General features: G+C 68.4%; 22 protein-coding genes and 1 pseudogene. 13 read left to right on the forward strand and 10 right to left on the reverse strand.

Annotated elements, in window-relative coordinates:
• Positions 1-50: 50 nt before the first annotated feature.
• From ACIBCJ_RS25410 to ACIBCJ_RS25420, 3 genes are all read left to right on the forward strand, one after another.
• Positions 51-899: a menaquinone biosynthesis protein gene (locus tag ACIBCJ_RS25410; RefSeq protein WP_362103221.1), complete on the forward strand. Its 849-nt coding sequence runs from the start codon at positions 51-53 to the stop codon at positions 897-899.
• Positions 900-975: 76 nt separating this feature from the next.
• Positions 976-2883 (forward strand): serine/threonine-protein kinase, encoded by a 1908-nt coding sequence (locus tag ACIBCJ_RS25415; RefSeq protein ID WP_365980352.1) that lies wholly within the window; start codon positions 976-978, stop codon positions 2881-2883.
• 148 nt (positions 2884-3031) lie between these two features.
• Positions 3032-5395, forward strand: coding sequence for a PQQ-binding-like beta-propeller repeat protein (locus ACIBCJ_RS25420; protein WP_365980353.1), 2364 nt, complete (start codon positions 3032-3034; stop codon positions 5393-5395).
• A 69-nt stretch (positions 5396-5464) separates the two neighbouring features.
• Here ACIBCJ_RS25420 and ACIBCJ_RS25425 read toward each other — a convergent pair whose 3' ends face one another.
• A complete protein-coding gene (locus tag ACIBCJ_RS25425; protein ID WP_365980354.1) occupies positions 5465-10093 on the reverse strand; it encodes an FtsK/SpoIIIE domain-containing protein in 4629 nt (1542 codons plus the stop codon).
• A gap of 271 nt (positions 10094-10364) precedes the next feature.
• On the opposite strand from ACIBCJ_RS25425, the gene ACIBCJ_RS25430 reads away from it, so the two are divergent.
• The 6 genes from ACIBCJ_RS25430 (at position 10365) to ACIBCJ_RS25455 (ending at position 15263) form a co-directional block, all read left to right on the forward strand.
• Positions 10365-10664, forward strand: coding sequence for a WXG100 family type VII secretion target (locus ACIBCJ_RS25430; protein ID WP_087807860.1), 300 nt, complete (start codon positions 10365-10367; stop codon positions 10662-10664).
• Positions 10665-10773: 109 nt separating this feature from the next.
• A complete protein-coding gene (locus tag ACIBCJ_RS25435; protein WP_365980355.1) occupies positions 10774-11097 on the forward strand; it encodes a hypothetical protein in 324 nt (107 codons plus the stop codon).
• On the forward strand, positions 11094-12611 hold the full coding sequence (locus ACIBCJ_RS25440) for a putative T7SS-secreted protein (protein WP_365980357.1): 1518 nt from the start codon (positions 11094-11096) through the stop codon (positions 12609-12611). Before ACIBCJ_RS25435 ends, ACIBCJ_RS25440 begins: the two co-directional genes overlap by 4 nt.
• Before the next feature lie 202 nt (positions 12612-12813).
• Positions 12814-13992, forward strand: a complete 1179-nt coding sequence (locus ACIBCJ_RS25445) for a hypothetical protein (RefSeq protein WP_365980358.1) — start codon at positions 12814-12816, stop codon at positions 13990-13992.
• Positions 13993-14035: 43 nt separating this feature from the next.
• Complete coding sequence (locus tag ACIBCJ_RS25450) at positions 14036-14674, forward strand: hypothetical protein (RefSeq protein WP_365980359.1); 639 nt, start codon at positions 14036-14038, stop codon at positions 14672-14674.
• Entirely contained in the window at positions 14667-15263 is a 597-nt protein-coding gene (locus ACIBCJ_RS25455) for a hypothetical protein (RefSeq protein ID WP_365980360.1), read from the forward strand. The genes ACIBCJ_RS25450 and ACIBCJ_RS25455 overlap by 8 nt, the downstream gene beginning before the upstream one ends.
• Positions 15264-15293: 30 nt before the next feature.
• Here ACIBCJ_RS25455 and ACIBCJ_RS25460 read toward each other — a convergent pair whose 3' ends face one another.
• The 6 genes and pseudogenes from ACIBCJ_RS25460 to ACIBCJ_RS25485 form a co-directional block, all read right to left on the reverse strand.
• Entirely contained in the window at positions 15294-15959 is a 666-nt protein-coding gene (locus tag ACIBCJ_RS25460) for a hypothetical protein (protein ID WP_365980361.1), read from the reverse strand.
• 127 nt (positions 15960-16086) lie between these two features.
• Positions 16087-17178, reverse strand: coding sequence for a hypothetical protein (locus ACIBCJ_RS25465; protein ID WP_365980362.1), 1092 nt, complete (start codon positions 17176-17178; stop codon positions 16087-16089).
• On the reverse strand, positions 17169-17837 hold the full coding sequence (locus tag ACIBCJ_RS25470) for a hypothetical protein (RefSeq protein WP_365980363.1): 669 nt from the start codon (positions 17835-17837) through the stop codon (positions 17169-17171). Before ACIBCJ_RS25470 ends, ACIBCJ_RS25465 begins: the two co-directional genes overlap by 10 nt.
• Positions 17838-18003: 166 nt before the next feature.
• A pseudogene (locus tag ACIBCJ_RS25475) lies at positions 18004-18223 on the reverse strand (hypothetical protein); the annotation flags it as partial.
• Positions 18224-18234: 11 nt separating this feature from the next.
• Entirely contained in the window at positions 18235-18381 is a 147-nt protein-coding gene (locus ACIBCJ_RS25480) for a hypothetical protein (protein WP_365980511.1), read from the reverse strand.
• A gap of 53 nt (positions 18382-18434) precedes the next feature.
• Positions 18435-18905, reverse strand: a complete 471-nt coding sequence (locus tag ACIBCJ_RS25485) for a hypothetical protein (RefSeq protein ID WP_399283343.1) — start codon at positions 18903-18905, stop codon at positions 18435-18437.
• A 321-nt stretch (positions 18906-19226) separates the two neighbouring features.
• On the opposite strand from ACIBCJ_RS25485, the gene ACIBCJ_RS25490 reads away from it, so the two are divergent.
• Positions 19227-19502, forward strand: coding sequence for a hypothetical protein (locus tag ACIBCJ_RS25490; RefSeq protein ID WP_365980365.1), 276 nt, complete (start codon positions 19227-19229; stop codon positions 19500-19502).
• 260 nt (positions 19503-19762) lie between these two features.
• Here the strand turns inward: ACIBCJ_RS25490 and ACIBCJ_RS25495 are convergent, their stop codons facing one another.
• From ACIBCJ_RS25495 to ACIBCJ_RS25505, 3 genes are all read right to left on the reverse strand, one after another.
• Positions 19763-20431, reverse strand: a complete 669-nt coding sequence (locus tag ACIBCJ_RS25495) for a hypothetical protein (RefSeq protein ID WP_399283345.1) — start codon at positions 20429-20431, stop codon at positions 19763-19765.
• A gap of 163 nt (positions 20432-20594) precedes the next feature.
• Positions 20595-21626 (reverse strand): hypothetical protein, encoded by a 1032-nt coding sequence (locus ACIBCJ_RS25500; RefSeq protein ID WP_365980367.1) that lies wholly within the window; start codon positions 21624-21626, stop codon positions 20595-20597.
• Positions 21614-22267 (reverse strand): hypothetical protein, encoded by a 654-nt coding sequence (locus tag ACIBCJ_RS25505; protein ID WP_365980368.1) that lies wholly within the window; start codon positions 22265-22267, stop codon positions 21614-21616. The genes ACIBCJ_RS25500 and ACIBCJ_RS25505 overlap by 13 nt, the downstream gene beginning before the upstream one ends.
• Positions 22268-22408: 141 nt before the next feature.
• Here ACIBCJ_RS25505 and ACIBCJ_RS25510 point away from each other — a divergent pair, with 141 nt between their 5' ends.
• From ACIBCJ_RS25510 to ACIBCJ_RS25520, 3 genes are all read left to right on the forward strand, one after another.
• Complete coding sequence (locus tag ACIBCJ_RS25510) at positions 22409-23041, forward strand: hypothetical protein (RefSeq protein WP_365980369.1); 633 nt, start codon at positions 22409-22411, stop codon at positions 23039-23041.
• Between the two features lie 67 nt (positions 23042-23108).
• Positions 23109-23621, forward strand: a complete 513-nt coding sequence (locus ACIBCJ_RS25515; RefSeq protein ID WP_365980370.1) for a hypothetical protein — start codon at positions 23109-23111, stop codon at positions 23619-23621.
• Between the two features lie 49 nt (positions 23622-23670).
• Positions 23671-24339 (forward strand): M15 family metallopeptidase, encoded by a 669-nt coding sequence (locus ACIBCJ_RS25520; protein WP_365980371.1) that lies wholly within the window; start codon positions 23671-23673, stop codon positions 24337-24339.
• Positions 24340-24387: the final 48 nt, after the last annotated feature.

A 24387-nucleotide genomic window follows, 5' to 3' on the forward strand; every position in this document is an offset into this window, starting at 1 on the left:
CGCCGGGGGGCGGCGACGGGAGGGCGAAGGGGGAGGGCTAGCCTCGCGATGTGGACAATTCTCGCACCCGGCCGCGCGTCGGCCACATCCAGTTCCTGAACTGCCTCCCCCTGTACTGGGGCCTCGCGAGAACGGGAACGCTCCTCGACTTCGAGCTGGCGAAGGACACCCCGGAGAAGCTCAGCGAGCAGCTGGTGCGCGGTGAGCTCGACGTCGCCCCCGTCACCCTGGTCGAATTCCTGAAGAACGCCGACGACCTCGTCGCCTTCCCCGACATCGCCGTCGGCTGCGACGGCCCGGTGATGTCGTGCGTGATCGTCTCCCAGGTCCCGCTGGACCGCCTGGACGGCGCCCGCGTCGCCCTCGGGTCGACCTCGCGCACCTCCGTACGGCTCGCCCAGCTCCTGCTGGCGGAACGGTTCGGCGTCCAGCCGGACTACTACACCTGCCCGCCGGACCTGAGCCTGATGATGCAGGAGGCCGACGCGGCCGTCCTCATCGGGGACGCGGCCCTGCGCGCCAACATGATCGACGGCCCGCGCTACGGCCTCGACGTGCACGACCTGGGCGCCCTGTGGAAGGAGTGGACGGGCCTGCCGTTCGTCTTCGCGGTCTGGGCCGCCCGCCGGGACTACGCGGAGCGCGAGCCGGTCATCACCCGCAAGGTGCACGAGGCATTCCTCGCCTCCCGGGACCTCTCCCTGGAGGAGGTGGGCAAGGTCGCCGAGCAGGCGGCGCGCTGGGAGGCCTTCGACGAGGAGACCCTCGCGAAGTACTTCACCACGCTCGACTTCCGCTTCGGCGGCCCGCAGCTGGAGGCGGTCGCCGAGTTCGCCCGCCGCGTCGGCCCCACGACCGGCTTCCCGGCGGACGTGAAGGTCGAACTGCTGGAGCCCTGATCCGGACCGGGATCCGGTCACCGGCGGCCCACTACCCTGCTGAGAGGTATCGGCGTACGGGGGAGGGGTGGACGCCATGCGGCCGCTCGATGTCGACGAACCCACCGTCGTGGGGCCCTACCGGCTGCTCGGCCGGCTGGGCTCCGGCGGCATGGGCCGGGTCTACCTGGGCCGCAGCGCCGGGGGCCGCACGGTCGCGGTGAAGATCGTGCACCCGCACTTCGCGCTGGACGAGGAGTTCCGGGCCCGCTTCCGCCGCGAGGTCGACGCCGCGCGCCGGGTCGGCGGAGCCTGGACCGCGCCCGTCCTGGACGCGGACCCCGAGGCGCGGGTGCCGTGGGTCGCGACGGCCTACGCGGCCGGGCCCTCCCTGACGGCGGCCGTGGCGGACGGCGGCCCGCTGCCCGCCCACTCGGTACGGGCGCTCGGCGCGGGCCTCGGCGAGGCGCTGGCAGCGGTGCACGAGCTGGGCCTCGTCCACCGCGACGTGAAGCCGTCCAACGTCCTGCTCACCCTCGACGGCCCCCTCCTGATCGACTTCGGCATCGCCCGGGCCACCGACAGCACCGCTTCCCTGACCTCGACCGGCGTGTCCGTCGGCTCGCCCGGCTACATGTCGCCCGAGCAGATCCTCGGCAAGGGCGTCACCGGGGCCGCGGACGTCTTCTCGCTGGGCGCCGTACTGGCGTACGCGGCGACGGGCCTGCCGCCCTTCCCCGGTGACTCCTCGGCCGCGCTGCTCTACAAGGTCGTCCACGAGCAGCCGCGGCTCGACGGCCTGACCGACGGGGAGCTGCGCGAGCTGGTCGCCTCCTGCCTCGCCAAGGACCCCGCCGCCCGCCCGGCCCCCGCGGAGGTGGCCCGGCGCCTGGCACCCCGGGGCGCGGCCCGCCTGGTGACCGGCGGCTGGCTGCCGGGGGCGCTGGTGGAGCGGGTCAGCCGCAGCGCCGTACAGCTGCTGAATCTGGAGGCGGCGGAGTCCGGGCCGGGGGAGACCGGGCCGCAGGAGCGTGCGGCGGAGGCGTCGGGCCCGGTCGGGTTCAGCCGGCCGTCGGTCACCGCCGGGGGTGAGGCCGGGGCGACGGCGAGTGGTGAGTCCGGGGCGGGGGCGGGTGCCGGGTCCGGGGCGGGGGTGGGAGGCGATCCCGGGGCGGGGGTGGGTGCCGGGTCCGGGGTGGGGATGGGTGCCGAGGTGTGGGTGACGCCTCCGGCCTCCGGTGTCTTCGGCCCCCCGCCGGTGATGCCGACCCCCACGGCACCCTCCCGTGGCCCCGACCCCGCCGGCTTTCCTTCCCCCTCGGTCTCTCCCTCCCCCTCCGCCTCCGACGGCCCGTCCGTCCCCGGCCCGAGGGGTGCCGATCCCGAGCAGGCGCCCCCGGCCCCGGCGCGGCCCCCCGGCCGGCTCGCCCTCTCCGTCGCGGCGACCTCCACGCAGGGCGCGGACGGCCGGGGCCGGCGGCTCAGCTGCACCGTGGCGCTCGCGGTGGCCGGCGCGCTGGCCGCGGTGACGGTCGGGTCGGTGTTCGTCCTGGACCTGCTGCCGGGCTCGGGGAACGACGCGAACCACGCCGGCGGCAGCGACGGTGCGCACGAGCCCCCCGCCGCCACCGCCTCCGCCACGGCCGGCGCCGGCGTCCTGCCCGAGCGCTACGTCGGTACCTGGGAGGGGCAGGCCACCGCCCTGGACGGCAAACTGCCGCTGGGTACCTTCCGCATCACCATCGAGCAGGTGAACGTCGGCGAGGAACTGGGCCGCCTGCGCCAGACCGACGCGCTGGGCGGCGTCTGCGTCGACGTGATCACCCTGAAGAAGGTGACGGAGAAGCAGATCCTCGCCGGGTCCGTCGGCGCCGAGAACAACCACGACGGCTGCAACCCGGCCCCCACCACCGTCACGTTCACACCGGTCGGCGACGACCTCGACTACGCCTCGCGGAGCGAGGAGTCGGGGCGGCCGGGGGCTCGGTTGTCCAAGGTCGGGTAGCGGGGGCGGGACCCCCGTCCGCCCGAGGTCTCCGCCGCGGCATGCCCTCGTCATGGCACCACCCACGTCGTCACTACTGTGTCTGCGATACGAACATCCGACCGTGGGGCGACTGTTCGTCAGGGATGCGCGACGGGGAAGGCCCGCAATGGAGACACTGCAGTCGGACGACCCGCGGGAGCTGGGCGGCTACCGCCTGCTCCGAAGGCTCGGTGCCGGCGGGATGGGCCGCGTCTACCTCGCCCGGTCGCCCGGCGGTCGTACCGTCGCGGTCAAGGTGGTCCGCCCCGATCTTGCGGCGGACCAGGGCTTCCGCGCGCGCTTCCGGTACGAGGTGGAGATCGCGAGGGCGGTCTCCGGCCGGTTCACCGCCCCCGTCGCCGACGCCGACCCGGACGCGCCGCTTCCCTGGCTCGCCACCTCGTACGTCCTCGGCCCCGATCTGACCGACGTGGTCGCCGCGCACGGTGCGCTGCCCGAACGCACGGTCCGCGCGCTGGCGGCGGGCCTCGCCGCAGCCCTCCAGGACATCCACGCGGCCGGCCTGGTGCACCGGGACCTCAAGCCCTCCAACGTGCTGCTCGCCGCCGACGGCCCCCGGCTCATCGACTTCGGCATCGCGCGGGCGGTGGACGGCAGCCGCATGACCGAGACCGGCGTGGTGGTCGGTTCACCCGGCTACATGTCACCGGAGCAGGCGGTGGGCAACGACGTCGGCGTCGCGGGCGATGTCTTCTCCCTCGGTTCCGTACTCACGTTCGCAGCCGGCGGCCGGGGCGCCTTCGGTGACGGCACCATGTCGCACGCGGGGCTGCTCTACCAGGTCGTGCACGGAGAACCCGACCTGACGGACGTGCCCCCGTCGTTGCGGGGACTCGTGCGCGCCTGCCTGATGAAGGACCCGGCGCAGCGCCCGTCGCCGGCGGAGATCGTCACCGCGCTGGCCGGGCAGGGCATCGACGCCGCCCTCCACGACTGGCTGCCGTCCGCGGTCGCCTCGACCATCGCGACCCATGCCGCGAAAATCCTGGACCTGGAGGCACCCGAGGCACCCGAGGCATTCGAGGCACCTGAGGCATTCGAGGCACCTGAGGCATCCGAGGCACCTGAGGCGCCGCGCACCGTCCCGCACCGGCAGTCGGCGACCGGCTTCGGACCGGCACCGACCATGCTCGACGGCGCACCGCAGTCCGGAACGGCCGGTCACGGAACGCCGCACGGCGGGGCCCCGGTGCCCGCGTACGGGACCCCCCGGCCCGGCACCGTACGACTCGGAGGACCCGCGGTGCCCGCCCCCGCCCGGTCCCGTCGTCGCGTACTGGGCATGGCCCTCGGCGGCGCGGCCGTCGTCGCAGCGGCCGGGGGCGGCGTCGCGTGGGCGCTCACCTCCGGCGACGCGTCCGGCGACGCGGCGGGGGCTCCGGACCGTAAGGCTTCGGCCGAGCCGGTGGAGGAGAACTTCACCACGCCGCCCGCCGGCGTGGCGCCCCAGCCGTTGTGGCACGAGTCGGCCGCGAAGGACAGCACGGCGGCGGACGTACCGCTCCTCACGTCCGACGGACTTCTCCTGGTCAGCGGCGATCCGCTCGTCGCCTACGACGTCAGGACGGGCAAGGCCCGCTGGACCAGGGCGGACATCTGCCGGCCCGGAGCCCGACTCCTCTTCCACGACGGCAAGGTGTTCCTCGCCGACGGCGACCACGAGGGCGCCTTGGTCGCGTACGACGTCGACAACGGCGAGGAGGTCTGGCGCAGCCGTCTCGGCACGCAGCTCTCCGTCGAGGACACGATCGCGATCGACGACAAGAACGTCTACGTCACGGCGACCGACTACGGCCAGTCGCAGAGCGCCACCCAGTACCGCACGGCCGTGTCGGCCGTTGACCACACCACGGGGAGGACGACGTGGACACAGCACCGGGACTGGGGCACCAAGGACTACGACGTCCAGGGCGCCGTCTCGGGTGACTACCTGGTCTACGCGGACTCGAACCGCAACCTCACCGTCCGGGACACGGCCACCGGCCGTCAGCTGTGGACCAGGAAGCTCGGGGAGGAGTGGTCCTGGCGTCCCACGGTCGCGAACGGCCTCGTCCTCCTGCCGGGCGACGACCTCACGGCGGTCGACGCGGACAAGGGCAGCACGGTCTGGACGCTCCCTGCGGCGGGCCGCCGCGGCTTCGACAACCCGACGGTCGTCGACGGCGTCCTCTACGTGAGCGACCACGACGACGGCGTATGGTCCGTCGACGTCAGGACCGGCAAGCGGAACTGGCTCTGCGACGAGCTGGACGTCGAGGGGCCGGAGACGTTCCTGCGCGCGGGCGCGACGCTGTACGGCGCCACCGGCGCCCTGGACGGCGGCATCGTCGCCCTGGAGGCGAAGACCGGCACGCTGCGGTGGACCTACAGCGACGGCAAGGACGTGGGCGAGCCGTGGCAGGTCGCCCTCTCCGGCAACCGGCTGCTGGCGACGCACGGACACGAGATCTACGCCCTGCCGGCGGTGTAGCGAGGACCGACGGCCGCAGGGCCGCCGCCGGTCCTGCGGCCGTCGTCCGCTGCGGGCGGCCCGTGCCCGTCACATCGGCGTGGTCACCGTCAGGTGCTCCCCGGTGCCGAGGTGCAGCATGCCCTTGCCCGGGGTGATCTGCCCGCCGACCATGCTGCGGTTCGTGCGGATGCCGATCAGCTCTCCCGCGGAGCTGTCCTGCGGGGACAGCAGGATGCCGCGGCGGGCCTTCTTCATGTCCACCTGCCAACCGGAGAAGCCGTCACAGATCTCCTCTTCGTCGCCGGCGATGACCACGGCCAGGCCCTCTTCCACACCGCGTTCGACGATGCGCTTGAAGATGTCCTCGGCGTCGCAGTCGTCGTGGACCTCCGCGTCGTCGACGAGGACGACGATCGGCTGCTCGGGAGCGGCGGACGCGACGAGCTCCTCCATCTCGTCCTCGTCGATGTCCCGGCCGGTGAACACCTTCAGGACGCCTTCCGTCCCCTCCAGATCGCGCAGCGGGGACGGGCGGGGTGCCGCCAGAACCAGCCGTACGCCCTGGGCGAGACAGGAGCGCGCGACGTTCAGCAGCACCGTGCTGCGCCCGGACTTCGCCGGCCCGCCGATCACGAACGCCGGGACGCCCTGGGCGAGATCGGGACCGAAGGCGGTGAGTTCGTCACCGCCGACACCGACCATCGCCCACAGCGGGGAGGCACTCGCCACCGGGTCGCGCATGGCCCAGGCGTCGGCGAAGGAGATGCGGCTGGGCAGGACGTCGACGCGGAACGGGCGGCGGGAGCGCGGCAGTCCGGCGTCCCGTGCGGTCGCCGCCTCGCCGATCGCGAGGAGCGCGGAAGCCTGCCCCTGACCGGTGGTGTCCTCGGCGAGCAGGGCGAACTGGGTCTCGATCGCGCTCCCGGCGGCGAAACCGCGGCCGGGCGGGATCTCCTCGGGGATCTTGCGCGCGTTGATGTCCAGCAACGAGAAGTCGCCGCGGTCCGCGAGGCGCAGACCGTACTTGTCCTCGGTGAGCGAGGAGATCCGCCCGGTCAGCAGCTGGCGGTCACCGGTGATCACCAGGTGCAGGCCGACGCTCGCGCCCTCGCGCATCATCGCCATCACCTGGTCGGTGAGGTCACCGTGGTTGTACTCGCCGAGCGTGGGGAGCCAGCCCTCCCAGCGGTCGAGGAGGACCACGATGTGCGGCAGCCGCTCGTCCTCGGCCGCGGCGGCACGCTGCTCGCCGATGTCGGCATAGCCCTTCTCCGCCAGCAGGTCCTGTCGCCGGGTGAGTTCACCGGTGAGGCGGTTGAAGAGCCGGATGACCCGCTCCTGCTGGTTGCGGCCGACGACCGCGCCGCAGTGCGGAAGCCGGGTCAGCGCGTTCAGGGCGCCGTTGCCGCAGTCGATGCCGTACAAGTGGACGTCGGCGCTCGACAGGGTGCGGGCCAGGGAGCCCGCGATGGTGCGCAGCACCTGCGAGCGGCCGCTGCGCGGACCGCCGGCGACGAGCAGGTGCCCGAAGGTGGCGAAGTCGACGACCACCGGGCGGCGGGCCTGGTCGGAGGGCAGGTCCGCGATGCCGTACGCAGCCGCCGGCAACGCGCCCTGGCCGCGCACCTCGGGGATGTCGTCCAGCAGCAGGGACTCGTCCAGGGCGGGCAGCCACGGAGAGTGCTGGGCCGGAATGCCGAGGGAGGCGTTGGCCTCCCGGACGGCGTCCACCAGGACCTTGAGGTCGGTGATCTCGTCGTCCTCCCGCGCCTGCGACTTGGGCTTGACCAGCCCCGCCCGTCCCAGTTCCTGCCAGGAGAGCTGTCCGGCCCACGGGGCGAGCGCCGCCGGGTCGGCGGCACCCGGGCGCCGGCCGCCGACGCGTCCCGACTGGAAGGGGATCAGCGAGGCGTGGCCGAGCCGGACGTACGCGCGGCCCGGGGTGCTCTTGGCGATGTGACCGGCCTCGGGAGCGTCGATGACGTCGGTCGACTCACCGGCGTCGGTCACGCGCAGGGCGATCCGCAGGTTGGTGTTGGCGCGGATCTCGGGCGACACGACACCGCTCGGCCGCTGGGTGGCCAGCAGCAGGTGAATGCCGAGGGAGCGGCCTCGCTGGGCGATGTTGACGAGGCCCGTCACGAAGTCGGGCAGGTCGCGCACCATGGACGCGAACTCGTCGATGACGATGAGCAGCCGGGGCACGGGGGCGTGCGACGGGTCCCGGCGCGACAGGTCCTGGTAGTCCTCGATGTCCTTGGCGTCGGCGGCGGCGAGGATGTGCTCGCGCCGCTTCAGCTCCGCGCCCAGCGATTCCAGGGCGCGTTCGACGAGGTGGGCGTCGAGGTCGGTGACCATGCCGACGGTGTGCGGGAGTTTGACGCAGTCCTTGAAGGCGGACCCGCCCTTGTAGTCGACCAGGACGAACGTCATGTTCTCCGGCGTGTTCGCGACGGCGAGCGCGGCCACGATGGTCTGGAGCAGCTCCGACTTGCCCGAACCGGTCGTACCGGCGATCAGGCCGTGCGGGCCGTCGCGCCGGATGTCGATGCCGAACGGGCCGTCGTACGACTCGCCGATGACCGCCATGGTGGACTGACCGCCCATGCGCCACCGCGCGGCGATGCCGTCGCGGGTCGGGGGCTCCAGCTGCAGCACGTCGAGGAGCCGGCTGGAAGACGGGAGGGCTGAGTCCTCGGTCTCGCCACTGATGTCGCGCAGAGGCGCCAGCGCCCGGGACAGCCGGGCGCACCAGGCGGGGGAGACGAGGTCCGGCCGTACACCGGACCTGCGCCGGGCGCCGGTCTGCTCGACACGAAGGCGCAGTTCGAGGGCCTGCTCGGCGGTCTGCTGGGTCTGCTGGGCGCCTTGGTGCCAGGCATGGAAGGAGGGGAAGCCACCGGCGCCGGCCTGCGGGAGGCTGCCGGACCGGGCGGTGTCGCCGTCGTCGTGGGCCAGCGGCTCGGCGACGACGTAGGCCTGGCACTCTCCGGGCAGGAAGCGCTCCTCCTCGTCAAGGCAGATGGCGTACATGGCGACCGCCGGCCCCTCCCGCAGGAGCCGTACGACGCCCGGCAGCGACCTCAGCCGACGCGATCCGTCCCACACGACGACGATGTCCGGGTCGGAGAAGGCGGGACCGGGGCCGCTGTGGTTGTTCTCCTTCAGCGCCTTCTGCCGGGCGTCGAGCAGCTGCGTCAGCTCACCGATCCGGGCGCTCACGGTCTCGGAATCCGTCCCGATCACCACGTTGACGTCCTGGCCGTTCGCCGGGCGGGCGTGCGGGAGCCAGCGGACCCAGTCCCAACGCGGCTGCGCGTGGTTCTCGGTGAGTACGCAGAACTGGACATCCATCGGACTGTGCAGCACCGCGGTCTGCGCCACGGCCCACCGCGCGAGTGCCTGTGCCGAGTCGCCGGGCCCCGCGATACCGACGACGCCCAGGTCCCGCAACGGCAGCGCGACGGGCGAGTCCTCGATGTCCCAGGTGACCTGGCGCTTGTGCTCGTCCTGCTCCGGATCGTCGAGCACCACTTCGGACGGTACGTGGCCGGTGCCGACCCGGAGGAGCAGATGGTCCGCGTCCGTGCGCCGCCTCTCCCACAGCCGGGTACGGGGCCCGGTGCCGATGGAGAGTACGGAGGCCGGATCGGGGCTGGCGCTGCGCCGGTCGAGCCGCTCCAGTCGCAGGGCGTCGTGGGCGTCCTTCTCGATCCGTTCCTTGGTCTCCTTGTACTCCTTGACCTGCTTCGCGTGGGACTTGCGCCCGTGCTTCTTGTCGTTGAAGTAGTTGCCGAAGAGCATGAGCGGGCTCAGCAGAGCCATGATCAGGTAGTACCAGCGCCCGAAGATCATGACGGACACGACCGCGCCGATCAGCGGGAAGACGGCCATCAGCCAGGGCAGCGGCCGGACTTCGTACTCCCGGGGCGGAGAAGGCAGCCGGAACTGTGTCTTGCGCTCCGCGGGGCGCAGCCGCGGAGGCCGGTTGTAGTCGAGACCGGCCCCGTCCTCCGACCACTTCAGCGCGGCGTTGGGAGGGGAATAGCCGTCGATCTCCAGGAGCGTGTTGCCGAGGGCGAGTTGTGAGCCGAGAGGCCAGGAACCGCCGTCGAAGCCCTCACCGTCGAGCCGGGGACGCCCCCCGTCACCGCCCTTCTCCTTCTCCTTCTCCTTCTCCCTGGCCTTCTCCTTCTCCTTGTTCTCGTCCCCGTCGTCCTTCCGCGCGATGCCGTGAAGGGTGACATCGCAGGTGCCGTCCATGGCTATGGACAGCGTGGCGGCGCGCGAGGCGAGTTCGGGATCGTCGATGCGGAGGTGCGCGGCGGGTCCGCTGCCGATGTCGTACCGCCCGACGCCGAGCCGGTGCACGGCGCCGGCGGCGGGACCACCGGCGACGCGGAACTCCACGAGGCCGGCCGGCTCGCCGGACACGCAGCCGGCCGGGTCGTGCAGGCTGACGACGGCTCCCTCACGCAGCGGGGAACCGACGATGTTGGCGTCGGGGTCGAGGGCGTAACCGTCGACGAAGGCCTGCGGTGCGCCACCGGGGCCGGAACGCCCACCGATGGGGATGACGTCCGCACCGTCGGTGACACCGACCTGGCGCGCCAGCTCCCGCGTGATGTCGCCGACCGACGACTCCGGATCGGCGTCGAGCACCACATCGGTGCTGGCTCCGCCGACCGGGTCGACGACGGTCAGACTCAGGCGCACGTTCGTCCTCCTCGCTGGGCTGAGGCCGCCCCCGGAACGCTGAACACAGTGAAGCGACCATAGCCGCCGGACATCGCCCCGGTGCAACGGGATGCACGGGCTTCGCCGCCCGCGATGTGCACCGGTTCACGCCTCCTCCGTCAGGTATCCCTGTCGTCCCAAGTGCCTCACCCGTAGGATCTTTGCTCATGCGGACGGCAGAAGACGACGGGCCGTCCGCGTCAGTCACGCCACGGGGGGAGGCCCTGAGGCGATGGGAGGGAGAGCTGTCATGGCGAAGGACACAGACCTTACTTACGCCGAGATGGAGAAGAAGGCCACCGACCTCATCAAGGCGATGGGCGACATGGAAGACATGTTGAAGGCCATCGAGAAGGGCGTCGAGGAGCTCGTCGCCAACGGCTTCACCACGCAGAAGGCCTCCGGCGCCTACGACGAGTCCATCAAGGACTTCACCAAGGGCGCGGCCAAGACCGTCAAGGGCCTGGAGGGCCTGTCCAAGTTCCTCACCAACGCCAAGAAGGCCTACGAGGACCTGGACGAGCAGCTGGCCAAGGGCGCCAAGGGCTGAGCGGTCGTTCGCTCCACGGGAGCCACTGCGATCCCGTGTGAAGAAGGCGCAGGCCTGGCGGTTTCGAACAGCTGCCAGGCCTGTCATGTCGTGTGCCTTAGGGGGACTCTTGTCGGATCAGACCGCCGACCTCACGCGTATCAAGGAGAGTGGCAGCGCTCTCTCCAAGATTCACCGGGACTTCAAGAACCGGGCGAACCCGGCCGATGGGTTGGGTGTCAAAACGCTGGGCGACCAAGGCCTGGTCAAAGCATTCGACGACTTCGGTGACAACTGGAAGATCCACCGTGAGCGTCTCATGGAGGAGATCGAGAAGCTGTCGAAGATCCTTTCTGCGGCGGCCAAGGCCTACGAGGATATTGATCATCAACTTGCCGAGGCTCTTCGTGGGACCGACAAAAAGAAGCCTGGCGCCGACGGGGGGACCAAGTGACGCGTCCCAGAGCTGACGAGTGGGCCGTCATCGGTGAGCCCGAGGATCCGGTACCTGGGGATCCAGAGGAAATCGCTCGACTCGGGAGGGATCTGCGGAGAACCGCAGAATCCATCAAAAAGCAAGCCAGCGAGATCAAGGCGCTCTCCTCGGTTGAGGCATGGAAGAGTAAGGCGGCCAAGGAGTTCCGTGAACAGGCCGAAGAAGCCGGGGGGAAGCTGAGCAAGGCGTACAAGCGCTACGACGCTGCAGCCGACGCCCTTGGGGAGAAGGTGCTGGAGGGCGACGCTTGCTTCAGCGAGTACGCCTCGGAACTTCATCGCGCGCAGAAGATGGCCGACAAGGCACTGCGTGACGCACAGGACGCCGACCGTGAGCACAAGGCAAGCGGTGGTGCCATCGATAAGCTGCCCAAAGACACAGCTGATGACGATCCCGAGCGAAAGAAGCTGGAGAAGCGCCAAGAAGGGGCGACTTCAGCTATGGAGCGTGCCAAGAAGGCGCTTGAATCCGCCAAGGAGGTCCGGGACTCCGCTGCAAAGAGAGCTCGCGAATCCATCAGCTATGCCATCGAGAACGACGGACTCAAGGACGGCACCTGGGACAAGTTCAAAGACTGGGTGAACGACAACGCCGGCTGGATAGAGACCGTACTTCAAGTGTCGGGGTGGGTCGCCACCATCTGTGGCACTTTGGCACTCATGGTCGGTTGGATACCGATCATCGGTCAAGCGCTTGCTGGAGTTCTCGGCACCGTCGCCCTGGCCGCAACACTGGTGTCTCTCGTGGGTCACACCCTGATGGCCTTGGCCGGTAAGGGGAGTTGGTTCGATGTCGCACTTGATGTTGTCGGTCTTGCAACGCTTGGCGTCGGCCGTGCTGCCCTGGCGGGAGCCAAGGGGGCGTCGGCTGCGGCACAGGGCGCTGGAAGGTCGGCTGCCTATAAGGCATACATGCAGGGAGTCAAGGCCAAACCCGGCTCGGCTGCCTGGAAGAGGGCGCAAAACAAGGCCTTCAAGAAGGCGAATGCCGCTAGTGGCGGTGGTGTCCGTGGCAAAGCTGCCGCCGAGGCTGCCGCGCAGGCGCCAAAAGGTTGGTTTCCCGGTGCCCAACGGGTGAAGGACGCATTCAATCCGAAGCTGATTTACCGGGACTCGATCGACAGCTTCAAGGGTGTCAAAGATTTGAGCTGGAGCAATGTCCGTAAGCTCGGTCAGGCTGATACCTGGGCAGGGGCCGGCGTTCGTGATCCAGACATCAACGCGGCGGCCAGGGGCATCGATCAGATGTCCGACGCGTTGCGGGCTGACAGCGCGGTCGCGGGAGCGGCTGATGTGCTGCAGACACAGACTCGGATTTGGGCCGGTTCGACTGCCGTCGCGTCGACTACCGACGCTCTCGACAAGGGAGAGATCACTGGATGGGCCGGTGATCAGGTAGGGATACAGGGACTGGACGATGGAATCTGGTCGGCCACGGGTGTCAAGGACGCCACGACGACGAGTGACGGGTGAGTGAGACGAGTCATGTACGAGCGGGCGAGTGATGTCTGAGCAGACAGGGCGAAGCGGTGTGCTGCGGCAGCTGAGCGAGCCGGTGGTGCGCCCTGCAGGTACGCCGCCGCACGGAACCCAGGTCGTACGCCGCGCTCGGCTGTACGCCGACGGGTCGGACTTGGTCGTACGTGACGCGCGGTGCCAGGAGCGTAGGTATGCCGTGGGTGGCGATGGCATTCGGCGCGCGATCTTCTTTCCACCTCAGGACGTGTGGGGGATCGTGCAGAAACGTCCGGCCGACCGTTGGGGTGTTCTCGTTTTCAAGGACAAGAGCGGGCGGGACCTCCTGCACGTGCCCCTCGCCGGATGGCTTCCCGAGGCGGAGTGTGTCGGTGCGCTGGACCTGCGGCCGCATCATTGTCTCGGTCGCACCGGGTTGAGGCAGCTCGTCAAAACGCTCGGCATCCCCCTGGAGGAGAGCCAGGAGCCAGTCACAGTTTCCGGGGTGCCGAACGACGGGTCGGATGACACGCCGGATCGGCCGGTCAATGCCGGAGTGACTCGTTGGCACGGTTGCGCAAAAGGACTCGCCATCTTCGGGTGGTTCATTGCTGCCGTGATCGGCATCGCTGCCGACATCGCCTGGGCCATGCCGGTTGCCGCGGGCGCGCTCTTCCTTCTCCCGGCAGGGGACGCAGTGGTGCGGGTCCGGGCCTGGTGGCGCAACAAACAGCACCGCCGCGTCGCCGAGAAGACGGAAATCAGGCCGTCTCCGGCAGCAGGGAGCAGAGGAACGCGGCGATTTCTGCGCACAGCGTCTCTGTGCGTACTCCCCCACGATGTGGTCCTGACCAACACGCTGGGTGAGGAACGCTGGCTCGGGCGGGCTGGTACGCACGGAGTGGCCCGGCTGGTGCGGCTGGTTGACGCCGCGACCGGGGAGCCACTCGGTGTCGAGGTACGGGACCGGGAGGGCGAAACGCGGGCACTGTTGCCGTGGCGTTCCTGGTTCGCAGGCTCAGGGGGCCCTCAGGGCTGGACGGCATTGACAGAAGCGCTAGGAGTGCCCGTCTCGGACGAGAAGTACCAGCGGCCCAGAGAAGCGCAACTGTGGTGGCAGGGCCATGCGCTTGCGGCGGACGCCCGCAAGATGTCACCGATGGAAGCCAGGGAAGTTCGTAGGCGAAGCAGTTGGTACGGCTCGGTTGCCGGTACCGAAGAACCCCTGACCTTTCCGTTCTTCAGCGCCCTACTGCTGGTCGGGCTCTTTAGCGACGAGCTGCCGATGCTTCTGGCCGGCTGGCTGTCCGTTCTGACGATCGCGCTGGTGCTGGGGCCGGTCACGGTGAACGCGCTGGTCAGCCGCCTCTCGTATGACAGAGTGCTTGAGACGAAGTAGGCACGGTGTGATAGGCGTCAACGACAACGGAGAAACAATGACCATGCCTACGAGCAGCCGCATGGCGCCGCCCGCTGATTACCGGATACTCGTGCCCGAGGGATGGTTCCGTCTGGACGTTGACCCCGAGCGACGTGAACGTTCGGTCGATGCCCTCGTGAATCGCCAGTTCGACGGCACGGACAGCGCCCCGCACATCAAGCGGCAGTTGAGGCAGGACCTGTTGGCGCAGGCAGCTGCTGCGTTCCGGGCGGGTGGCCTCGAGCTCTATCTCAGCATGCAGCAAGCAGGGCCGCTGACGATTCCGGCCTCCCTCCTGGTCACCTTCTTGCCGGCCTCGTCCCACGCGACCACCCCGAGTCTTGAGGAAGTCGCTGCGCACCTGGCGTCCGGCGGGCAGGCGGAGACCGCGGTCGTCGAGCTTGCCGCAGGAACGGCCGTACGGGCTCGCCGGGCAACAGGTGGGCCTCATCAGACGGCGCCGGTCGGCCTGCCGGGGAAGGCTTCCGAGACCCTGCCTTCGGTCACACTCGACTACCAGCTGCCGGTGCCGGGAACCGGGGCCCACTTGCTCATGACCTTCTCCACGCCGTTGGTACAGATCGCTGACGCCATGGTTGAGCTTTTCGACGCGGTAGCAGGATCGCTGACGTGGACGGGCGGTGACGGCACCGGTGAGTGACATCAGTGCGTGCGGCATCGTAGTTCCGACCGGCTGGGTGCCGCTTCCGATCGAGCCGTCGGAAGATGTCCGAAGCTGGTCCAAGAGCACTGCGGCAGAGCTTCGGGATCAAAGCAGAGCAGCAGGTTACGAGCTTGACAAGGTGACTCTGCGGAGGGACCTGCGATCTCGGGTGGAGGACAGCCGCAGCCGCGAGCCCTTCTACGCTTTTGCTCTCTACCCTGATGGTTTCGACTTCGCTCTGGCGACGTTGGAAGTCGATCTGATCCACCCCGATGACACAGTCCCGCAGATCACTCTCGACTGGCTTGCGGAGACCTTCAGCACCGACGACTTCGGTCGCCCGAATGTTCTCCACGTAGACCTGCCGATCGGCCCCGCTGTTCGTATCAGGCAGAACTTCGCCGCCGATTCTCATTCACGTCGCGATCCGGGAATTCTTCTGGAAACGCTGACATACGGGGCACTGCCGACCGGCGCCGAGTCTGCTCTGATGATGCTCATGTCGTGGACTGTCCCGGGTTTTTCGGAAAAGATGGAGCATGCTGCGGACAGTATTGCTAAGACACTGACAGTGGACCTCTGCTGATCCTCGGCCTGATCTGCCCTCGCCGCGGTCTCACTGGCACTCCTGTGCCTTGGTGTCGACGAATACTTCGGATGCCTGCCACAGTCCTTCGCGCGTAGGCTCTCTGGTCATGATCATCTTGTAGTGGTCGAAATCTTCGATGCTGGGCTTGGTTGTCAGGACCTTGTTGGTCTCCACCTCCTTGCCGTAGAACTTGCTCGAGTCGGCGCAGAAAGTCACTTCTACCGATGTGCCGGTCTCGGCTGACCGAGTCGCGGCGTCGTAGTGGCGCAGTGTGCCGGTAGCAGTCCAGCCTCCTTCGATCCACGCCTCGATCTGGGTGTGTGCGTACTTCAGCCCACCGCCGGTGGCGTACGCCGCTACAGCGGCGTCGTTGGGTGTGCGCTTGTCGACTCCTCGATAGATTGCTCGAAAGAAGTTGGCGGCGTCGTCCATCGCAGCCGCTTCGTTCTTGTTCTTCGGCTTGTCCCAGTCGAAGACGAGGTTCATGTCCTTGGGGAGGGACAGGTCCACGCCATCCGGCTTGCTGTCCGCCGGTGCCGCCGTGGGTTCCGCAGACTGCTGGGGTGACCGTTTTCCCTGCTCGCCGTCCGCGCTATTGTCGCTGGGCTGGTCGCTCCCGCTGCCACAGGCCGTCAGCAACAGGGCTGCTGTTACGGCGAGCGTGGCGGCAACTGACGAAGTACGGCGCTTCACAGTGAGCTCCCCGTGGACGAAGATGCAGAAGAGGTAAGTGACGGTATCCAACGCCTCGCCGAACGGGGCACAGAGGGATCGCTGAGAGGGCGTACGGGGAGGTGGTTCCTGGCGGACGGGGCGCTGCTCAGCGGTTCACGGCCTGGATTTCCTGCACCGTGACGGCCTGGGCGTTCGCGATGGTGCCGTCCGGCATGTCGCCGCCCGCGCCGCCGGTGCCGGTCCAGGCGATCTCCCAGGTGATGGTGGCCTGGAGGTCGAAGGTGCCGTCACCGGAGGAGCGGAGGTACTTGATGCCGCAGGCCGGGGTCTGGTCGGCCTTGCCCTTGGCGTAGGGCTCGCCGATGGAGCCGTCTTCGTTGAAGGTGCACTCTCCGGAGGCCGGGTAGGTGTCGGCGTCCGGGGTGCCCGGCTGCAGCTTGAGGGATACCGGCTTGGCGGTGGTGGTGGCCGTGAGGGTGAAGCCGGGGGCGTCGAGGACAGCCGTGGCCTGAACCTCGTGGAAGTCGGCCTTGTCGAGCCAGGCCCAGGTCGGCAGGTTCACCTTCGTGGTCCCGTCGGGGGCGAGGGTGACCTCGGTGCCGGGGAGTTCCATGTGCTGGTATGCCAGGGCGGCGAGTACTTCCGGGTTGATGGCCTGCTCGTACCGAGGCGGCGGGGACTCGCCGTTGTCGACCCAGAAGGGGAGTTCCGTGCAGGAGTTGCGCTTGAGGATGTCCGGCTCGTTGGGGTTCTCGACGCCGGCCCAGAACATGCCCTCGCCGTCCTTTTCGACGTTGTAGTCCTTGTACCCCGGGTGGTCCTCCCAGCCGTACTCGTCCTCGTAGTGCGCCTTCGTCTGGCCGATCGCCGCTCCCGGTGTACCGGCCATGCCGGGCGCGCTCGCGGCCTCCTTGATGTCGGCGGACATCTTCTTCTTGAAGTCCTTGGCGCCGAGGTAGGGGGCGTACCAGCAGGATGGGGGTGACCAGTTGACGTCGGAGGACGTCACGTTCCCGGTGCGGCCACTGGGGGCGACGGAGCCGGAGTACTTGATGCGGGCGGCGGCGTAGATGCCGGTTGCGTCGCGGCCGCCCTTTTGCTCCGCGCTGCCACCCTTGCCGGTGTTCACAGGTTCTGCTGCCGCGTTAGGCGCAGTCAGAACGATGAGGATGGTCGCAGTGACCAGGGAAACGGCACCGATGCCGAAGAAGCGTGGCTGCAACCAGGTCACTGGCATTGCTTCGCCTCCGTCTCGACGAACACCTTGGACGCCTGCCACAGACCCTCGGCCGTCGGGTATTTGGTCATGATGATCCTGTAGTGATTGAAGTCCTTGAGGCTGGGATCGGTCTTCAAAACCTTGCCCGTTTTGACTTCTTTCCCGTAGAACTTCCCGGTGTCAGCGCAGAACGAGACCTCGACGGCATCACCGTTCGGAGCGGATCGTGCGGTGGCTTCGTAGTGCCGACGAGTGCCGGTTCCGGTCCAGCCGCCCTTGATCCATTCGTTGATCTGCGTCTGGCCGTAGTGGAGTCCTTCCCCAGTGGCATACGCGGCCAAGGAGGCGTCCTTGGTAGTGCGCTTGTCCACGCCCCGGTAGATGGAACGGAGATAGTTCGCCGCGTCGTCCATCGCGGCCGCCTCGTCCTTGTCCTTCGGCCTGTCCCAGTCGAAGACGAGGTTCATGTCCTTGGGGAGGGACAGGTCCACGCCGTCCGGCTTGTTCTCCGCCGGTGCCGTAGAGGGCTTGGCCGACTCCTTCGGGGTCGCGGACCCCTGGTCGGCTCCGGCGATCTTGTCGTTGTCAGGCTTGTCGTCCCCGCCCCCGCAGGCCGTCAGCAGCAGGGCTGCTGAGGCGACGAGCGCGGCGGCGATGGGCATGGAGCGGCGCTTCACAGTGAACTCCCGGTGAGACAGCGTGCAATTCGACGCCACTGACGGTATCCAAAGGCCTCGCGGTGGCGGGCGGGGACCGTCGCGGTCGGTTGCACCCAGCTCCGGGAGCGGAGCTGGGTGCACCGATCCGGCGTTGCCCCGATCCGCACCGATGGATGGACCTCGTTCAACGGTTCACGGATTGGATCCCCTGGACGTTGACGGCCTGGTCGTTGCCGAAGGCGCCGTCGGGGAGGTCGTCGCCGGTTCCGCCCGTGCCGGTCTAGGCGATGTCCCAGGTGATGGTGGTCCGGAAGTTGAAAGTGCCGTTGCCGGAGGAGCGGAGGTACATGACGCTGCAGGGGTGTCTCGTCGGCCGTGTCCTTGGCGTACGGCTCACCGATGGTGTTGCCGGTGCCTATCCCACGGACGTCTTGGCGTAACTTTGTTGGCCCGGGGCGTTGACCGTCTCGTTGTAGATGTTCTCCACGTACTTCGAGAACTCCTCGGCGGAGCGGGGTTTGTACCAGCAGGCCGGCGGAGCCCACTCACCGACTGGTTGCATCTGGCCGGTCCCTTTCCCGATCGCACTCGTGGCGATCAGCCGACGGCGCGTCATCATTGAACGCACTTCTCGTTTCCCCGCTCAGATTCCAGCTTCGTCGTCTGCCAGACGCCTTCAGCGTTCTTCTTCAGGCGGGTGTTGTACAGAACGTAAGACTGGTCGGTGGCGGGGACCTTGTCGACCTTCTGCGTCTTCCTGTTCTTGTTGTAGGCCTTGCTTTCGTCAGCGCAGTACGAGACACCGGCGGTGTCCTTGCCGACCACGCTGATGCTGGGGGCGTAATACCGGACTGTCCCGGAGTACGTGAGGCCCGCGTCGACGATCCCCTTCACCCAGTCCTGGCTACCGGCGAGCGCCGCTCCCGACTGGTAGAAGTTTAGTGCCGCTGCCTCCGGGTCGCCTTGAGTGATCGCGTGCGTGACAGCGGTCTGTGCGCGTCCGGCATCGGCCAGGGCGGCGTCCTCCGTGGCGTCACCCGCCTTCCACCCTTGGAAGGTTTCGGTGACGTCGTCCGGAAGCTTCATCGGCGGTCGTTCCTCAGTGCCACCCGAAGCGGAGGAGGCAGCCGACGTGGGCGAGGCGGACACGTCGGCCCCGGCGATCTTGTCGTTGTCGGATCCGTCGTCCCCGCTCCCGCAGGCCGTCAGCATGAGGGCTGCCGAGGCGGCGAGGGCGGCAGTAACGGGCAAAGGGCGGCGCTTCACAGTGGACTCTCCGTAAGACAGAAGTGAGGTCGAGGCTACTGACGGTATCCACGGGGTTACTGGTCTCGCCAGAGTGAACTGCGCCGGGGATCGTTACGGCGCTCAGGACGAGTGCGGAGCAGGCGAGGGGCGGGGAATCGCGTGGCTGAGGTCATATCGCGGAACCGGGTGGTCGGTTCCGATGTGGTGCGGTGGCTGGCGTTCAGCCTGTTGTGCGCAGGGGCGCTCGGGAGCGCAGTTCTGGTTCTGCCTCCGGCGTCGCTTCTGATCCCGGTTTCCCTGTTGCGCCGCGTGCCGCGCAAGAAGCGGAAGGTTGCGTGGCAGTTGATCGTTCCGGTGATCGCCGGCTTGGCCCTGGGTGTTCTTGGGGGCCCGTCGACTCCGGAGTCCCGTGGTGCGCGATTGCATTTCCTGTAGCGGTGCCGCGAGATGGCGAAGCCAATCAGTCATAGGGCGGCGAAGAACAGTCAGACGGCGCCGCAAGTAGGGACTGGGCGCTGAAACTGGTCCGGGACTGGGGAATGAGCATGGAGACCAGGAGGGCGGTCAGTCCGCGCCGCCGGTGGGTGCGGCCGTAGGCGGTTCCGCGGCGTGGACCGGCGAACGGAGTACCAAAGCGCCGAACACCACTGTCAGGGCTGCTCCCCCGCTACTCAGTGTCCTACGCACTGCCCCATTCACTGGCACTGCTTCGCTTTCGCCTCGACAAACACCTCGGAGGCCTGCCACAGATCATCAGCGGTCGGGTACTTGGCCATGATGATTTCGAAGTGGTCGAAGTCGGTGATGCTCGGCTGGCTCTTGAGGATCTTCCCGGTCGTGACCTCCTTTCCGTAGAACTTGCTGGAGTCCACGCAGAAGGAGACTTCCACCGAGTTGCCATCGGAGGCAGATCGAGTGGCGACGTCATAGTGACGTCGAGTGCCGGTCGAAGTCCACCCGCCGTCGATCCGGCTGTTGATCTGCGTCTCGGCGTAGTGCAGCCCGCCACCGGTGGCGTATGCGGCCACGGCGGCGTCATTGGACGTGCGTTTGTCAACGCCCCGATAGATCGCGCGGATGAAGTTCGCCGCGTCGTCCATCGCAGCCGCTTCGTTCTTGTTCTTCGGCTTGTCCCAGTCGAAGACGAGGTTCATGTCCTTGGGGAGGGACAGGTTCACGCCGTCCGGCTTGTTCTCCGTCGGTGCCGTAGAGGGCTTGGCCGACTCCTTCGGGGTCGTAGACCTCCGGTCGGCTCCGGCGATCTTGTCGTTGTCAGGCTTGTCGTCCCCGCCCCCGCAGGCCGTCAGCAGCAGGGCTGCTGAGGCGGCGAGCGCGGCGGCGATGGGCATGGAGCGGCGCTTCACAGTGAGCTCCCGGTGAGACAGCGTGCAATTCGACGCCACTGACGGTATCCAAGGGGCCCCCTGTGGCGGACGGGGCCGTTGCGGTCGGATGCGTCCAGCCGTGGGGGTTGCCCTCGCCGTTCCGGCAATTCCCCGATCCGGGCCGACCGAGGTTGGGCTTTGCTCAGCGGTTCACGGACTGGATCTCCTGGACGGTGACGGCATGGTCGTTGCCGAAGGTGCCGTCGGGGAGGTCGTTGCCGGTTCCCCCGGTGCCGGTCCAGGCGATGTCCCAGGTGATGGTGGCCCGGAGGTTGAAGGTGCCGTCGCCGGAGGAGCGGAGGTACTTGACGCCGCACGGGGGTGTCTTGTCCGCCTTGCCCTTGGCGTACGGCTCACCGATGGTGTCGTCGGTGCCTAGGACGCACTCGCCGGAGGCAGGGTAGGTCTCGGCGTCGTCCGTGCCCGGCTCGAGTTTCAGGGACCTCGGTGTCGCGGTCGTCGTGGCCGCGATGTGCAGGCCGACCACGTCCAGTTCGGCGGTGACCGAGACTTTCTTGAACGTCGTTTGGTCGAGCCAGGCCCAGGTCGGGAGGTTGACCTTGGTGGCCGCAGGTGGCGCGAGGGTCACTTCGGTTGTCGGCAGGCTGATCCGGTTGTAGGCGAGTTCGGCGAGGATCTCCGGAGTCACGGCGTTCTCGACGTCCGGGGTGTCCCCGTTCTCCACCCAGAAAGGCTCCCTGTCGCAGAGCTGTGCCTCTGGCTCCATCCAGCGGTCCTCGTCCTGAACGGCGACCCACCAGTTGCCTTTGTCCGCCTCCTCCAGGTTGTAGTCCTTGTACTTGCCGTCCTTGTACTTCTCCCGGAACTGGCCGACGGACGTCTTGGCGTAGCCGTGCTGGCCCGGGGCGTTGACGGTCTCGTTGTAGGTGTTCTCCACGTACTTCGAGAACTCCTCGGCGGAGCGGGGTTCGTACCAGCAGGCCGGCGGAGCCCAGTTGCTGGTGGGGGTGGGGTTGCCACCGGCACCGCCGTTACCTCGTGCCGTGGTGGTGTAAGTGATTTTCGAGGTCAGGTCACCACCGGAACGGGTTCCCTCGGCGTCGATCTCGCCCTCCGAAGCTCCCGGCCCCTTGGCCTGTGCTGTTCCGCCGGCCAGGCTGAGAATCGTGATGAGGGCGCTCGCCACAGCCATGCCTCGGGTCAGGGGGCGCATGTCTTGTCCCCCCTCTTTGACTGGACCTCCGTGGTCTGCCAGACACCCTTGGCGTTCTTCTTCAGCTGCGTGCTGTACGTGATGTACGGACTCTCATCGGAAGGACTCCTGTCCACTTCGCCTGTTTTGCGGTTCTTGTTGAATGCCTTGTTCTCGTCGGCGCAGTACACGACCGCGGCCGTGTCCTTGTCGGCCACCTTGACATTCGGCTTGAAGTAGCGGGTGACGCCTGTCCACGTGAGGTCCTCGTCCAGCCAGGCTTGGATCCACTTCTGGGCACTCACGAGGGCATTGCCCTGCCGGTAGTACGCGACAGTCGCCGAGTCCGCGTTGCCCTGGAGGATGGCGTCGTCGATGGCGTTCACTGTCTGAGTGACATCAGACAGCACTGCGTCCTCGGCGGAGTCACCCGTCTGCCAGTTGTCGAATCTGTTCTCGACCCCTTCGGGAAACGTGATCTCGGGCCGATCAGTAGGCCCTGACGAGCTTTCGGTCGACGGAGTGGGCACCGTCGACTTGCCTGTGTCGGCGCCGGCGATCTTGTCGTTGTCAGGCTTGTCGTTCCCGCCCCCGCAGGCCGTCAGCAGCAGGGCTGCTGAGGCGGCGAGCGCGGCAGCAACGGGCAAAGGGCGGCGCTTCACAGTGGACTCCCCGTGAGACAGAAGTGCGGTCGAGGCTACTGACGGTATCCACGGGGTTCCTGGTTTCGCCAGAGCGAACTGCGCCGGGAATCGTTACGGTGCTCCGGACGAGTGCGGAACAGGCGAGGGGCGGGGAATCGCGTGGCTGAGGTCATATCGCGGAACCGGGCGGTCGGTTCCGACGTGGTGCGGTGGCTGGCGTTCAGCCTGTTGTGCGCCGGGGGTTCGTGGGCGCTGTCCTGGCTGGGGCCGGTCGTGCCGCTCCCCTCCGGGGTCCGTGCGGTGGCGGGCTTGAGCGCGATCCTGGTTCTTCCGCTGGCGTCCGTTCTGGTCCCGGTGTTCCTGCTGCGTCGCGTGCCGCGCAAGAAGCGGAAGGTGGCGTGGCGGTTGATCGTTCCGTTGATGGCCGGTGTGGCCCTGGGCATGTTCGGGACGGCCGCCGGGGGCACGGCCGCCCTGGCGGACCGAGGTGTGTCGGCCGATGCGGTGGTCATCAGCGCGGATTACAGCAGTACGAATCATTGCGAACTGCGCACCGTCGACGGGCGGGACATCTCGCCCTCACTCTCGGAAGGAGACGGCTGCCGGGACTGGGTGTCGAAGGGGGACGAGCTGCGGGTGCGGTACGACCCCGAGGGGGTCGCGGCTCCCGATGACGGGCGCACCGGCTCCGACACCGAGTTCCTCGCGGCGCTCTTCGGGTTGGCCGTCGTGATGGGCACCTGGGGCTGCGTGCGGCAGAGCAGGTGGGACCGGGCGTATGACGGGGCGTGAGCGGGGGAGGGACGCGGAGCGGCGGGGTCGGGACCGCCGCCCGTCGTTCCGGGGGCGGGACGGGGTCGTGCTCGTGTCATTCGTCGCCGTCGTGGGCGGCGTCGTCGTGTTCGGCTTCGGGGGTGCCCGCTGGGCCGCCCGTGAGGGTGCCCCCGCGCTGTACGGCCTGCCCGGCGGTGCCTGGGGCGTTGGAGGCGTCCTGGGGCTGATCACTCTGCTCGGCTGGAGCGGTGCCCTCTCGGAGCGGCTCGCCAGCCGTGACGCGGCGGGCCCGGGGAAGGGGCCCGGGGCGTTGCGCACGGTAGCTCGCGGTGTCTGCTGCGCGGCCGCCGTCGCGCCGGTGTTCTTCCTGTTCAGCGGGTTGCAGGGCAAGAACTGCCGTTCGTACGAGGCGGGGTGTTCCTACGTCCCGGGGACAGGCCCCGCCCTCCTCGTGTACGTCGGGTGCGTGGCCGTGGGCGGCTGGCTCACCCATCGGTGGCGCCGTGCCGCCCGTGAAACGCGCCGGACGCGGGAGCGTGAACGCCTTCGGCGGCTGCGCAAGAAGGGCGGAGGGAGGAGCCGGGCCGTCCGTCGCTAGTACCGTGCCCGGAAGATTCACAGGGTGAGTCCCGCGAGATGATCACGTTATGAGTGAGATCGTCTTGATGTCGGATCCGAAGGTCGCCGCCATACCCGTCGCGGAGTGCGGTGAACGTCTCGTGGACGTCCGCAGGGACGGCTCGCTGCTGGTCGATGCGCGCAAGCAGGATCCGGCGGATGCCTTCGCGTATCTGCGGGAAGGTGTGCTGGAGCGGCTGAAGAAGGCCCAGGAGCTGCTCCCGCGGGGCCTGCGACTGCTGTTTGTCGAGGGATACCGGCCACCCTCGTTGCAGCTCGCGTATTTCGAGGAGTACGTCGGCCAGTTGCAGAGCATCCACGCCGACTGGTCGGCCGAGCAGATCCACTCGGCGGCGAGCCGGTACGTGTCACCGCCCGGCATCGCTCCGCACAGCGCCGGCGCGGCCGTGGACCTCACCCTGGCCGACGCCGCGGGGAACGAGCTGGACCTCGGCACCCGGATGAATGCGGACCCCGAGGAGAGCGAGGGTGCCTGCTACACCCACGCCGCCGACATCAGCCCCGAGGCCCGTGCCCATCGCACGCTGCTGGGTGACGTGCTCACCGCCGCGGGGCTGGTGAACTACCCCACCGAGTGGTGGCACTGGTCCTACGGCGACCGCTACTGGGCACTGATTACCGGCGAGACTGCCGCCCTCTACGGCCCGAAGGGAATCGGCCTCGGCGACCTGACCTGACCGAAGGCGAAGGGGATCATGCTCGGTCACGTCCAGGCACGCGCACGG

This window comes from Streptomyces sp. NPDC051136, from assembly GCF_044455745.1.
Lineage (GTDB): Bacteria > Actinomycetota > Actinomycetes > Streptomycetales > Streptomycetaceae > Streptomyces.